Source organism: Pseudomonas sp. P97.38 (genome assembly GCF_001269745.1).
GTDB classification, from domain to species: Bacteria; Pseudomonadota; Gammaproteobacteria; order Pseudomonadales; family Pseudomonadaceae; genus Aquipseudomonas; species Aquipseudomonas chlororaphis_E.
Genome location: NZ_LHVJ01000016.1, coordinates 152,996 through 165,485, shown reverse-complemented (window position 1 = coordinate 165,485; position 12,490 = coordinate 152,996). Strand labels below are relative to the sequence as shown.

The window sequence follows — 12,490 nt, the reverse complement described above, 5'->3', positions numbered from 1 at the left end:
CTTGCTCGCGAATGCGGTGTATCAGTCAACCTTGAATGAGCTGACACACCGCATTCGCGAGCAAGCCCGCTCCCACAGGGTTTACCGGTGAAATTGAAATTTGTGTGAGGACACCGTTTTGCGCTCTACCGAAGTCGTGATCATTGGCGCTGGCGCCGCAGGTCTGATGTGCGCGTTGACCGCCGCCGCGCGAGGGCGCCAGGTCATGTTGCTGGACCACGCCAACAAGGCCGGCAAGAAAATCCTCATGTCCGGCGGTGGGCGCTGCAACTTCACCAACCTGTACACCGAGCCGGCCAATTTCCTCTCGCAGAACCCGCACTTCTGCAAATCCGCCCTGGCCCGCTACACCCAATGGGATTTCATCGCCCTGGTGGCCAAGCACGGCGTGCCTTATCACGAAAAGAAACTCGGCCAGCTGTTCTGCGATAACAAGTCCAGCGACATCCTCGCCATGCTGCTGGATGAGTGCGACCAGGCCGGTGTCAGCCTGCACCTGGAGACCTCTATCGAGCACATCGACAAGACCGAAGATGGTTACCAGTTGCAAACCACCCTCGGCGCCATCGGCTGCCAATCACTGGTGATCGCCACCGGCGGGCTGTCGATTCCGACCCTCGGCGCCACCGGCTTCGGCTATCAAGTGGCCCGGCAGTTCGGCCACCAGTTGCTGCCGACCCGCGCCGGCCTGGTACCGTTCACCATCACCGACCAACTCAAGACGCTGTGCAGCGAACTCTCGGGCACCTCGGTAGACTGCCTGGTGAGCTGCAACGAGCAGAGTTTTCGCGAGAACATCCTGTTCACCCATCGCGGCCTGAGCGGCCCGGCGATCCTGCAGATTTCGTCGTTCTGGACGCCAGGGGACACGGTGCAGATAAACCTGCTGCCCGACCATGACGTGCCACAGTGGCTGCAACAGCAGCAGGCCGAACGCCCCAACAGCGAACTGAAGACCCTGCTCGGCGAGCTCTTCACCAAGAAGATGGCCAACCTGCTGGCCGACACCTGGTTCGTCTCCAAGCCCATGAAGCAATACACCCACGCCGAACTGGCGGACATCGCCGAGAAGCTGGCGAGCTGGAACGTTGTCCCGGCCGGCACCGAGGGCTACCGCACCGCCGAAGTGACCCTGGGCGGCGTCGACACCCGGGAGGTCTCGTCCAAGACCATGGAGTCGCTGAAAAGCCCCGGCTTGTACTTCATCGGCGAAGTGCTCGACGTCACCGGGCACCTGGGCGGCTTCAACTTCCAATGGGCCTGGGCCTCGGGCTATGCGGCGGCGCAGTACGTTTGATTCATGATTCAAATGTGGGCACAGATCCTGTGGGAGCGAGCTTGCTCGCGATAGCGGTAGTTCGGTCAATATCAACGTGACGGATCTGACGCCATCGCGAGCAAGCTCGCTCCCACAGTGGCTCGGCGTGTGGGGCGCGGAACACTTTTTGCTGCCAGATGTGATCGCCCCCATTGCGTCGGCGTCATTACTGCCTCAATTTAGCGTCATTGCCCGTCAGGCCCGTGCACTTCATGTCATCGACCTCGTTTAGCCAATCTCTGCGTCGCCTTTGGGCGTTGGATAAGTTCAGTTATAGCGTGCGGGTGTTCATCGCCCTGACCGGCAGCATGGGGCTGTGCTGGTACCTCGATGAAATGGCCCTGCTGATCCCATTGTTCCTGGGCATCATCGCCAGTGCACTGGCCGAGACCGACGACAGTTGGCAAGGGCGGCTCAACGCGCTGGTCGTCACCCTGGTGTGTTTCAGTGTCGCGGCGCTGTCGGTGGAATTGCTGTTCCCCTATCCCGTCCTGTTCATCATTGCCCTGGCCCTGGCGAGCTTCGGCCTGACCATGCTCGGTGCGTTGGGCGAACGCTATGGCGCGATTGCCTCGGCCACCTTGATCCTGTCGGTCTATACGGTGATCGGCGTGGACCAGCGCGGTGGCGCGGTCACCGACTTCTGGCACGAGCCCTCGCTATTGGTCGCCGGCGCGGCGTGGTACGGCCTGCTCTCGGTGCTGTGGCACGCGCTGTTTTCCAACCAGCCGGTGCAGCAGAGCCTGGCGCGGCTGTTTCGCGAGCTGGGGCGCTACCTGAAGCTCAAGTCGTCGCTGCTCGAACCGATCCGCCAACTGGACATCGAAGCGCGACGCCTGGAACTGGCCCAGCAGAACGGTCGGGTGGTCGCCGCCCTCAACAGCGCCAAGGAGATCATCCTGCATCGCGTTGGCAACGGCCGGCCGGGGTCGAAAGTCAGCCGCTACCTGAAGCTGTACTTCCTGGCCCAGGACATCCACGAGCGCGCCAGCTCGTCTCACTACCCCTACAACGCCCTGGCCGAGGCGTTCTTCCACAGCGACGTGCTGTTCCGCTGCCAGCGCCTCCTGCGCCAGCAAGGCAAGGCTTGCCAGGCCCTGGCCGAATCGATCCAGTTGCGCCAGCCGTTCGTCTATGACGACACCTTCGCCGAAGCCCTCAACGACCTGCACGCCTCGCTGGAGCACCTGCGGATCCAGAGCAATCCGGCCTGGCGCGGTCTGCTGCGGTCGCTGCGGGCATTGTCGGTGAACCTGGCCACCATGGACCGCCTGCTCAGCGACGCCAGCAACCCCGACGCCCTGGCCGATGCCACCGACAGCAGCCTGCTGGACCGCTCGCCGCGCAACCTCAAGGACGTCTGGCTACGCTTGCGCACCCAGTTCACGCCGACCTCGCTGCTGTTCCGCCATGCCCTGCGCCTGCCCCTGGCCTTGAGCGTCGGCTACGCCGTGGTGCACATGATCCACCCGTCCCAGGGTTACTGGATCATCCTCACCACGTTGTTCGTCTGCCAACCGAACTACGGCGCCACCCGGCGCAAGCTCGGCCAGCGGATCATCGGCACCGCCATCGGCCTGACCGTGGCCTGGGCGTTGTTCGACCTGTTCCCCAACCCACTGGTGCAGTCGTGCTTCGCCATTGCCGCCGGGGTGGTGTTCTTCACCAACCGCACGACCCGCTACACCCTGGCGACGGCAGCGATCACCATCATGGTGCTGTTCTGCTTCAACCAGGTGGGCGATGGCTATGGCCTGCTGCTGCCACGCCTGTTCGACACCTTGCTCGGCAGCCTGATCGCCGGGCTGGCAGTGTTCCTGTTCCTGCCGGACTGGCAAGGCCGGCGGCTGAACAAGGTGCTGGCCAACACGCTGACCTGCAACAGCATCTACCTGCGCCAGATCATGCAGCAGTACGCCGCCGGCAAAAGTGATGACCTGGCTTATCGCCTGGCCCGACGCAACGCCCACAACGCCGACGCGGCACTGTCCACTACGCTGGCCAACATGTTGATGGAGCCGGGGCATTTCCGTAAGGAAGCCGATGTGGGCTTCCGCTTCCTGGTACTGTCCCACACCCTGCTCAGCTACCTCTCGGGCCTGGGCGCCCACCGGGGCACCGAGCTGCCGGCGCAGGTGCGCGAAGACCTGATCGACGGGGCGGGAGTGAAGCTGGCGACCAGCATCGATGAAATCGCCCAGGGCCTGGCGAGCAAACAGCCGATTGCGGTGCAAAGTGACGAAGAAGAAGCCCTGGCCAATGCCCTGGAGCAGATGCCCGACGAGATCGACGAAGGCCAGCGGCTGGTGCAAACGCAACTGGCGTTGATCTGCCGTCAGTTGGGGCCACTGCGCACGTTGGCGGCGCATTTGATCAAGGAGACGGGTGAGGCCTGACCCGGTGGTGTCCAGCCGGGCGCCTTCGCGAACAAGCTCGCCCACATTCGAAAGCGTTCCCCTGTGGCAGCGAGCTTGCTCGCGATGAGGCCGGCGCACGTACGCAAACCGCTCACATCCCGTGCTGTTTCAATATCCGCTCATAGCTCCCGTCGGCCTTCATCGCCGCAATCTCACGATCGAACCCCGCCACGATCTGCTCGTGCTCCGGGTTCTTCAGGCTGACCAGGATGTGCAGGCTGTTTTCGCTCAACGGCTTGGGCAAAAACTCCACGGCGTTGCGCACCTTGGCGGATTCGCGAGACAGGTAGTAACGGGCGACGAACTCATCTTCCAAGGTCAGTTTGACCCGGTCGGCAGCCAACATGCGCACCGCCATAGCGAAACTGTGGACCGGAACCTTCTGCATCTGCGGGTCTTCATCGAATGCCTTGGAGTAGGCGTAACCGCGCACCACGGCAATCGGATACACGTGCAGTTGCTGCAAGTCGTCGTATTCGATGGGGATGTCCTTGCGCTTGATGAAACGCACGCGGTTGAGCAGGTACTCGGCCGAGAACTGGCCGATGCGGGTGCGCTCCTCGCTGTACCAGGCGTTGATCAACACATCGTAACGGCCCTCGCCGATGCCCAGCATGGCCCGGGCCCAGGGCACCTGCTCGAAGTCGGTGGCATACCCCGCCCGCGCCAGGGCCGTGCTGACGATATCGGTCGCCAGGCCGCCGTTGACCAGCGTGGCGTCGGTAAAAGGAGGCCAACCATCGGCGACCAGGCGCAACTTTTGTGCGCAGGCGTTATGGCTCAGCAACAGCAACCCGACCAAAGCAAGAGCTCGATGCAATCGCGGCATGCCAACATCCTTGACGGGTTCAAATCCCGGTTTGTTTTTAGCCGAAACTCAAAGGCGATCCCTAAGATATCCGGTCCTAACATTAGCTCATTGAAACCGCTGCGCAGGGCTGGGTCGAAGATTACACAAAGAAGACAACAGCGCGACAGGCCAATGATGGCATTTTGGCCTCTATCACAGTTTTTTCCAGTCGCCCAAGGAAAGAGACTTCCCGGGGCAGCCCGCTTAATATCGGCAGCAGGTTTTTCAGGAAATTCAAAAAATGGACATCGACTGGGTCTGCAAACATCACAGTGACCTGAGCAAGGAACAGCTGTACGCCATCCTCAAATTGCGCGCCGAGGTGTTCGTCGTCGAGCAGAACTGCGCCTATCCCGACGTCGACGGCCTCGACCTGGAAGGCGACACCTGCCACCTGATGGCCTGGCAGGACAACCACCTGGTGGCCTACCTTCGCCTGCTCGACCCGCACTCGCAGAACAGCGACGTGGTGATCGGCCGCGTGATCATCGCGCCGCAGGCACGGGGCAAGGGCCTGGGCCATACGCTGATGGAGCAGGGCCTCAAGCAGGCCGAGAAGCATTGGCCCGGCACGTCGATCTCGTTATCGGCCCAGGCGCATTTGCAGGGGTACTACGGGCGGTATGGGTTCGAGGCGGTGGGGGTGGAATACCTGGAGGATGGGATTCCACACATTGGCATGCACAGGCCTTGAGGCCGTCTTCGCGGGCAAGCCCGATCCCACATTGGAATGCATGCGCCCTTGTGGGAGCGGGCTTGCCCACGCAGGCGTCAGCCCTGATACCCACCTTCTTCAGGGGTATTGCAGCACCGTCTTGATCTGCTGCAGATTCCCCTCGATCCACCGCCGGTCGATCGCTCCCCAATCGCGAATCCGATAAGAGCCGGCATGATGGCGGGCGCCCTGCGCTTGCTCGAACTCGCAGACGATGTCCAGGTCCGCCAGCGCCGCCACGGTGTCCTGGGCCGTGCGCCGGGGCATCCCGGTGACCTCGGTCAGCGCGGGAATGCTGCTGGCCACGCCGCTGTCGATCAGGTAAGCCACGTACATGCGCCGATAGAAGCTGGTCTTGGTCTTGCTGACATCCATCCGATCATTCCTTGTGAGGTTGCAGGTCCCGCCAGGTCAGGTACACCCGCAGGTCGAATTCCAATTGGTGATAGCCCGGCAGCATGTGCTCGCAGAGCTGGTAGAACGCCTTGTTGTGGTCCGATTCCTTGAAGTGCGCCAGCTCGTGCACGACGATCATGCGCAGGAACTCCGGCGCCGCCTCCTTGAACAGCGCCGCGATGCGGATTTCCTTCTTGGCCTTGAGCTTGCCGCCCTGCACCCGCGAAACGGTGGTGTGCAGGCCGAGGGCGCGGTGGGTCAGGTCCAGGCGGTTGTCGAACAGCACCTTGTCGATGGCCGGGGCGTTACGCAAGTACTGCTGCTTGAGCTCCAACGCGTAGCCGTACAGGGCCTTGTCGCTCTGGATCGCATGCCGTTCGGGATAGCGCTGTTGCAGGTAGTCGCCCAGGCGATCTTGGGCGATCAGTTGCTGCACCTGGGCTTGCAGGGCGGGCGGATAGGCCTGGAGGTACTTGAGGGCGTTCATCGGGCGGCAACACTGTAAGAGAGGCCGCCAGTGTAGCGAATTCAGTGCCTGATCGCGCTCCAGTCGAACGGCTCGGCAAAGGCATCGGTGTCATCCGCCACCAATGGCCGCGCCACCAGGAAGCCCTGCACGAACTCGCAGCCATGGGCCTTGAGCCACTGGTACTGCTCGGCGGTCTCCACCCCCTCGGCAATCACCCGCAAGCCCAGTTGCAGGCACAACTCGATCACCGACGCGGCCAGTGCCGCATCGCGCGGCGAACCGGGCAGGCGGGCGATCAGGTGCCGGTCGAGCTTGAGGGTGTCGAGTTCCAGGTCGCGCAGGTGCACCAGCGAGCACGGCCCCGAACCGAAATCATCCAGCGCCACCCGCACCCCGAGGTGACGTAGCAGCCGCAGTTGCTTCTGGGTTTCGTCGGGGTTGCGCACCAGCGCATCCTCCGTCACCTCGACCTCCAGTTGCCGGGGCTTCAAGGCATGGCGCTCCAGCACCTGGCGCAGCTCGGTCACCAGGTTGGGCATGCCGAACTGGGTGCTGCTCAGGCTCACCCCCAGCACCAGGTCGTCCGGGAACCTGCGCTCCCAGACTTTGCGCTGGGCGCCGCTGCGATGGTAGATCCAACTGCCCAGTCGACTGATCAACCGCGCCTCCTCCAGCAACGGCAGGAACAGCCCGGGCGGCACGTCGCCGACGCTCGGATGCTGCCAGCGCAGTAACGCCTCGAAGCCGCGGATGCGCCCATCGCCGATGCTGACCTGGGGTTGATAGACCAGGTTGAACTCACGGTTCTCGATGGCCGAGCGCACGCTTTCTTCGAGCATCAACCGTGAACGGGCTCGACCGTTCATTTCGTGATCGTAAAAACGGTATTGCTGGCGACCGGCGCGCTTGGCCTCGTACATGGCAATGTCGGAGGCACGCAGCAGGCCATCGAGGTTGGCGCCGCAGTCGGGGTACGTCGCGATGCCGATGCTGGCCCCGAGCGCCACGTCCATGCCCTCGATCTGCTGGCAGATCGCGACACGCTCGATGAGCTTCTCGGCGATCTTGGCCGCCTGCTCCGGAAACTCCAGGTCCAGCAGCGCGGTGAACTCGTCGCCCCCCAGGCGGGCAAGGATGTCGAAGGGCCGCAGGCACGCCTTCAACTGTTCCGAGACCCAGCGCAACACCCGATCGCCGGCGTCATGGCCGAGCAGGTCATTGACCCGCTTGAAGCCGTCGAGGTCCAGGTACAGCAGCACCCAGTTGCTTTCCAGTCGCTCGCTGCGCATCAGCAGGTTTTCCGCGGTCTGGTAGAACCCTCGCCGGTTGAGCAAGCCGGTGAGCGGGTCCGTGACCGCCTGGTATTCGAGTTGTTGGTGCAGGTGACGCACCACCGACATGTCCTGCAGTGTCACCACCATGGCCTTCTGCTCTGCCGGCAGCGGCGCACAGGACAACGCCACCGACACCTGCTGGCCCGGCGCCGTGCGCAATACGGCATCGTGCAGGCGCAAGGTCTGCCCACGGCAATAGGCCGCGAAGATATCGGAATCGGCCCAATCGGGAATGTGGGGTTTTTGCAGGAAATCCAGCATCGGCAGCCCTTGCAACTGCTCAGCCGTCGCGTTGAACAGTCGGCAGGTGGACGGATTGGCGAAGCGGATGCAGCCGCTTTCATCCACCACCAGGATCCCTTCGGCGGCGTTATCCAGCACCGAAGCGTTGAAGGCCCGGGCCGCTTCCAGGTCCTGGCTCAGGCGCTGCAGGGCCCGGCGATTGCGCTGGTGCTCCAGCAACGCCTGGACCTTGGGCTTGAGAATCTGCGGGTCGAAGGGCTTGAACAGGTAATCCACGGCGCCACTGGCGTAGCCCTTGATCACCGCGTCCTGGGATTGTTCGTTGGCGGTCAGGAAGATGATCGGCGTGAGCCGCGTGCGTTGGCTGCCGCGCATCAAGCGCGCCACCTCGAAACCGTCCATGTCGGGCATCTGCACATCCAGCAGCACCAGATCGATGTCGTGTTCGAGCAGCAGGTTAAGGGCCTCGACACCCGAGGCCGCCGTCATCACCTGCCAATCCTGACGCTGCAATAACGCTCGCATGCTGAGCAGGTTTTCGGGGTAGTCATCAACAATCAAAAGGACAGAGTTGTCTTCGCCAAGCGTAGGTTGCGCGCATTCCATGCTGCTTCTCTTATCAGGCGCCACGTCCGTTTTTCACAAAGTAAAGCGGACAAATACTGAGATCTCACTCTAGACCGGGATTTTAAAAAGCAGTAGGTGTCATCACGCCATCATCCAGACAAAGCCCGAAATAGCCGACTAACGGTCACCCTCCTCAGGCATAGAACCTGCAATGACGGATTTCGACGAACATTTGACGTCAAGCATCCGCCGGGCAGCGCTCGAAAACATCCTGCCTGACTTTTATACATACGCCTCAAAGGCCTGGACTAGAGCCTCCCTGATGCGGCGTGCAACATTGAACCGTTACGCAGGATCCGAACATGATCGATCTCAACACCTGGAACTTGAGCATTCCTGAAGGCAGCCCGGCCATCACCATCGAAACCCCTCGATTGGCACAAGGTTTCAAGGACGAATACTTCAACGCCGAAACCGGCACACTATTCTTCTGGGCCCCGGTGACCGGCACCAAGACCGCCAACGCGATCTACCCGCGCAGCGAGCTGCGCGAAACCTACAGCGACGGCACCCTGCGTAACTGGCTGTATTCGGCGGCGGATAACTCGCTGAAGGCGACCCTGATGGTCAACCAGGTACCCAGCACCGGCAAGATCGTGATCGGTCAGATCCACACCAAGGACAGCACCAGCCCCATGGTGAAGCTCGAATACCAGTACAAGACGAAAACCTCCACCGGCAACATCGTCGCCAAGGTCCGCATGCGTCCTGACGACGAGGAAGGACAGGTCGTCATCATTGCCACCGGCGTCAAGCTCGACAGCCGGTTCTCCTACCAGATTCATCTCAACCAGAAGGGTGCGCTGGGTATCACCGCGGCGGGCTACAACTGGAGAACCACCATCGACCCGACCTGGAAAGACAAGCCGCTGTATTTCAAAGCGGGGGTCTACGTGCAGGACAACACCGGCTACACCACCGAAGGCGGAAAAGTGACCTTCAGCCTGCTGGCTGTCGATCACAAGATCTGATCCCCTCCAGGCGCCGAAGCAGCAGGGAACGCTGCTTGGGCGGACGCTTGTCGATACGCCCCCTCTTCAAGCAAGAACTGCCAAAAAGTGGAAAGCGACAGATACCACTTGGCCATCGTTCCAACCATTTTGCGATTAATCGACCAACGGTCATTCCGTTCGGGCACAAAAGCGGCAAATGCCACTCTGACGGTCCGTTGACGCCAACCCTCCGCCGAACGCGTACAGGAAGAATTACCGTCGCGCACGCCCACCGGTGTCTTCAAAAGCGCGTCACAGAGCCTCCGGCTATGGCGTAAATCATTTCTTTTGTACAGAAAGGATCCGAGCATGGTCGATCTTGCAACGTGGAACTTGAGCATCCCCGAAGGCAGCCCGCCGAAAACCATCGAAACCCCACGCCTGGTGGATGGGTTCAAGAACAAATACTTCAACTCCGACGGCAGTACCGTCTACTTCTGGGCACCGGTCACCGGCGCCAAGACCGAAAACGCCATCTACCCGCGCAGCGAGCTGAGGGAAACCTATAAAGACGGCACCTTGCGCAACTGGCTGTACCCCGACGCCGACAACTTCCTGAATGCCACCCTGACCGTCAGCCAGGTACCCAGCAGTGGCAAGGTGGTGATCGGCCAGATCCATACCAAAGACAGCAACAAACCCATGGTGAAACTGGAGTACCAGTACAAAGAGGCCACTGACACCGGTGACATCGTCGCCAAGGTCCGCATGCGCCCCGACGACAAAAAAGCCCGGGTCATCACCGTCGCCACTGGCGTGAAGCTTGGCCGCGCCTTCTCCTATCGCATCCACCTTGACCGCACCGGCGACCTGGGCATCACCGCGGCGGGCCGCAGCTGGTACACCACCATCAGCGCGACCTGGCGAGTCAGGCCGCTGTATTTCAAGGCAGGCGTGTATGTGCAGGACAACACCGGCTACACCAGCGAAGGCGGGAAAGTGACGTTCAGCAAGTTGGATATCGATCACAACACCTGAGACTTTCTGCTCCTAAAACCTCGTAGGCATTGACGCTTCGTGGCGAGGGAGCTTGCTCCCGCTGGAATGCGAAGCGGCCCTCGCTTTTCGTCAGACCCAGCGCATGCCCAGGCCTTGCGACGGCTGCGCCACCGAGCGGGAGCAAGCTCCCTCGCCACGTGGTGGTCCTAGGCCAACGCCCATAAAAAAACCCGCAAAAATGCGGGTTTTTTCGAAAGCAGAAAGACTCAGTTGACCTTGGCGTTCAACTCACCCTTCAAATACCGCTGATACATGGCTTCCAAAGAGATCGGCTTGATCTTCGAAGCATTACCCGCCGTACCAAACGCCTCATACCGCGCAATGCAAACGTCACGCATCGCAGTCACGGTCGCGCCAAAGAACTTGCGCGGATCGAACTCGCTAGGATTGGTCGCCATCAAGCGGCGCATGGCACCGGTGGACGCCAGGCGCAGGTCGGTGTCGATGTTGACCTTGCGCACGCCATACTTGATGCCTTCGACGATTTCCTCAACCGGCACGCCGTAGGTTTCCTTGATGTCGCCACCGTACTGATTGATGACCGCCAGCCACTCCTGGGGCACCGAGGACGAACCGTGCATCACCAGGTGGGTGTTGGGGATGCGCTTGTGGATTTCCTTGATGCGGTCGATGGCCAGCACGTCGCCGGTAGGCGGCTTGGTGAACTTGTAGGCGCCGTGGCTGGTGCCGATGGCGATCGCCAGGGCGTCGACCTGGGTCTTCTTGACGAAGTCGGCGGCTTCTTCCGGATCGGTCAGCATCTGGCTGTGATCCAACACGCCTTCGGCGCCGATACCGTCTTCTTCACCGGCCATGCCGGTTTCCAGCGAACCCAGGCAACCCAGCTCGCCTTCCACCGAAACACCGCAGGCGTGAGCCATGGCAACGGTTTGCTGGGTGACGCGCACGTTGTACTCGTAGTCGGTCGGGGTCTTGCCGTCTTCGCCGAGGGAGCCGTCCATCATCACCGAGCTGAAGCCCAGTTGGATGGAGCGCTGGCAGACATCCGGGCTGGTGCCGTGGTCCTGGTGCATGCACACCGGGATGTGCGGGAACTCTTCGATGGCGGCCAGGATCAGGTGACGCAGGAACGGTGCACCGGCGTATTTACGGGCGCCGGCCGAAGCCTGGACGATCACCGGGGAGTCAGTCTTGTCAGCGGCTTCCATGATGGCGCGCATCTGCTCAAGGTTGTTGACGTTAAAGGCTGGGACGCCGTAGCCGAACTCGGCTGCGTGGTCCAGCATCTGACGCATGCTGATAAGTGCCATGTGTGTCTCTCTCCCGGTCGAGGGTCGTTAATCGTGCCAGCCTGCCGGAGCGGCGGCGGCTATTCAAGTCATTGCAGGTCGGGGCTCGGCCCTGGCCTGGATGTTTGGTGAAGCAAATGCTCGAAACTGCAGCGGCCCCTGTGGGAGCGGGCTTGCTCGCGAATGCGGTTTCACATCCAACAAAAATGCAATCTGGCCCACTGCATTCGCGAGCAAGCCCGCTCCCACACTGGATCTCTGTGAATCAATCGGCCTTGCAGCCACGCCCAATCAAGTCATTGGTGGCGACCCAATACACCAGGCCTTCCTCACCCTTGACGTGAAACGCCAGCATGTCATCGCTGTACAGCGAGCCTGAGGCGCCCGGTTCCTGCTTCAGGTGGTAGACCTGCTCGGCACCGCCAAGGCGCACGTCGACTTCCTGATGGGCGGCATCGGTGTAGCGCCAGAGCACCTTGGCCTCGCTGTCACAGGTCCAGGTCGTCCAACCTGCCGCAGGCGCGGATGCGCCCGGAAAACCCAACTGCGCACAACCGGCCAGCACTGCCAACGCCGCAACGGCGATCAAGCCTTTCATCCGTGTTCCTCGACTGACGGCACACGCCGCCAGCCATGAGTTAAGAGTCAGACCCGTCAAGGACAACCATGTTCCTTGGCCGGGGTTTGCGTCTCGTATTTGTCCAGGCCGTCGGGTCCGGAACGCTTGTTCAGCACCGGATTGGTCTCGGCCTGCCAGTCGGCCTGGTAGCAGCCTTCCTCAGGCGCCGGCGTCCCGGTTTCCGGGGGCGTGGCCTTCGGACTGCCAGAGCAGGCCGCCAACAGCGTCGCCGCCAGCAGCAACGTGAACGTCTTGACCATC

Annotated in this window: 12 protein-coding genes; 5 read left to right on the top strand and 7 right to left on the bottom strand. The window is 61.7% G+C overall.

Features of this window, described 5'->3' with window-relative positions; all coding sequences use genetic code 11:
* The first annotated feature begins 118 nt into the window (after positions 1-118).
* Complete coding sequence (locus tag AD664_RS13805) at positions 119-1,297, top strand: NAD(P)/FAD-dependent oxidoreductase (RefSeq protein WP_053147280.1); 1,179 nt, start codon at positions 119-121, stop codon at positions 1,295-1,297.
* Positions 1,298-1,530: 233 nt separating this feature from the next.
* Positions 1,531-3,714: a YccS family putative transporter gene (yccS, locus tag AD664_RS13800; RefSeq protein ID WP_042729640.1), complete on the top strand. Its 2,184-nt coding sequence runs from the start codon at positions 1,531-1,533 to the stop codon at positions 3,712-3,714.
* Between the two features lie 112 nt (positions 3,715-3,826).
* On the opposite strand, the gene AD664_RS13795 is transcribed toward yccS, so the two are convergent.
* Positions 3,827-4,564: an ABC transporter substrate-binding protein gene (locus AD664_RS13795; protein WP_053147278.1), complete on the bottom strand. Its 738-nt coding sequence runs from the start codon at positions 4,562-4,564 to the stop codon at positions 3,827-3,829.
* A 262-nt stretch (positions 4,565-4,826) separates the two neighbouring features.
* Between AD664_RS13795 and AD664_RS13790 the strand changes: the two genes are divergently transcribed.
* On the top strand, positions 4,827-5,279 hold the full coding sequence (locus tag AD664_RS13790; protein WP_047735891.1) for a GNAT family N-acetyltransferase: 453 nt from the start codon (positions 4,827-4,829) through the stop codon (positions 5,277-5,279).
* Positions 5,280-5,378: 99 nt separating this feature from the next.
* Here AD664_RS13790 and AD664_RS13785 read toward each other — a convergent pair whose 3' ends face one another.
* The 3 genes from AD664_RS13785 to AD664_RS13775 are packed head-to-tail and all read right to left on the bottom strand — an operon-like array spanning position 5,379 to position 8,348.
* The gene (locus AD664_RS13785; protein WP_053147276.1) at positions 5,379-5,675 is read right to left on the bottom strand and encodes a helix-turn-helix domain-containing protein; all 297 of its coding nucleotides are present in this window, start codon (positions 5,673-5,675) and stop codon (positions 5,379-5,381) included.
* A gap of 4 nt (positions 5,676-5,679) precedes the next feature.
* Positions 5,680-6,183, bottom strand: coding sequence for a M48 family metallopeptidase (locus tag AD664_RS13780; RefSeq protein WP_053147274.1), 504 nt, complete (start codon positions 6,181-6,183; stop codon positions 5,680-5,682).
* 41 nt (positions 6,184-6,224) lie between these two features.
* Positions 6,225-8,348, bottom strand: coding sequence for a bifunctional diguanylate cyclase/phosphodiesterase (locus AD664_RS13775; RefSeq protein WP_053147272.1), 2,124 nt, complete (start codon positions 8,346-8,348; stop codon positions 6,225-6,227).
* Positions 8,349-8,671: 323 nt separating this feature from the next.
* On the opposite strand from AD664_RS13775, the gene AD664_RS13770 reads away from it, so the two are divergent.
* Together AD664_RS13770 and AD664_RS13765 are read left to right on the top strand one after the other, a co-directional pair.
* On the top strand, positions 8,672-9,340 hold the full coding sequence (locus tag AD664_RS13770) for a polysaccharide lyase family 7 protein (RefSeq protein ID WP_047735889.1): 669 nt from the start codon (positions 8,672-8,674) through the stop codon (positions 9,338-9,340).
* A 330-nt stretch (positions 9,341-9,670) separates the two neighbouring features.
* Complete coding sequence (locus tag AD664_RS13765; RefSeq protein WP_053147270.1) at positions 9,671-10,339, top strand: polysaccharide lyase family 7 protein; 669 nt, start codon at positions 9,671-9,673, stop codon at positions 10,337-10,339.
* Between the two features lie 227 nt (positions 10,340-10,566).
* Here AD664_RS13765 and fba read toward each other — a convergent pair whose 3' ends face one another.
* The 3 genes from fba to AD664_RS13750 form a co-directional block, all read right to left on the bottom strand.
* Positions 10,567-11,631 carry a class II fructose-bisphosphate aldolase gene (gene fba, locus AD664_RS13760; protein ID WP_053147269.1) on the bottom strand — a complete coding sequence of 355 codons (1,065 nt, stop codon included), beginning with the start codon at positions 11,629-11,631 and terminating at the stop codon, positions 10,567-10,569.
* A gap of 244 nt (positions 11,632-11,875) precedes the next feature.
* Positions 11,876-12,208 (bottom strand): MliC family protein, encoded by a 333-nt coding sequence (locus tag AD664_RS13755; protein ID WP_053147267.1) that lies wholly within the window; start codon positions 12,206-12,208, stop codon positions 11,876-11,878.
* Between the two features lie 56 nt (positions 12,209-12,264).
* Positions 12,265-12,489: a hypothetical protein gene (locus AD664_RS13750; RefSeq protein WP_042732123.1), complete on the bottom strand. Its 225-nt coding sequence runs from the start codon at positions 12,487-12,489 to the stop codon at positions 12,265-12,267.
* Position 12,490 lies beyond the last annotated feature (1 nt).

Coding starts and splice junctions, on each gene's coding strand:
- yccS (WP_042729640.1), top strand. CDS start 1,531: ATGTCATCGACCTCGTTTAGCCAATCTCTGCGTCGCCTTTGGGCGTTG.
- AD664_RS13795 (WP_053147278.1), bottom strand. CDS start 4,564: ATGCCGCGATTGCATCGAGCTCTTGCTTTGGTCGGGTTGCTGTTGCTG.
- AD664_RS13790 (WP_047735891.1), top strand. CDS start 4,827: ATGGACATCGACTGGGTCTGCAAACATCACAGTGACCTGAGCAAGGAA.
- AD664_RS13785 (WP_053147276.1), bottom strand. CDS start 5,675: ATGGATGTCAGCAAGACCAAGACCAGCTTCTATCGGCGCATGTACGTG.
- AD664_RS13780 (WP_053147274.1), bottom strand. CDS start 6,183: ATGAACGCCCTCAAGTACCTCCAGGCCTATCCGCCCGCCCTGCAAGCC.
- AD664_RS13775 (WP_053147272.1), bottom strand. CDS start 8,348: ATGGAATGCGCGCAACCTACGCTTGGCGAAGACAACTCTGTCCTTTTG.
- AD664_RS13770 (WP_047735889.1), top strand. CDS start 8,672: ATGATCGATCTCAACACCTGGAACTTGAGCATTCCTGAAGGCAGCCCG.
- AD664_RS13765 (WP_053147270.1), top strand. CDS start 9,671: ATGGTCGATCTTGCAACGTGGAACTTGAGCATCCCCGAAGGCAGCCCG.
- fba (WP_053147269.1), bottom strand. CDS start 11,631: ATGGCACTTATCAGCATGCGTCAGATGCTGGACCACGCAGCCGAGTTC.
- AD664_RS13755 (WP_053147267.1), bottom strand. CDS start 12,208: ATGAAAGGCTTGATCGCCGTTGCGGCGTTGGCAGTGCTGGCCGGTTGT.
- AD664_RS13750 (WP_042732123.1), bottom strand. CDS start 12,489: ATGGTCAAGACGTTCACGTTGCTGCTGGCGGCGACGCTGTTGGCGGCC.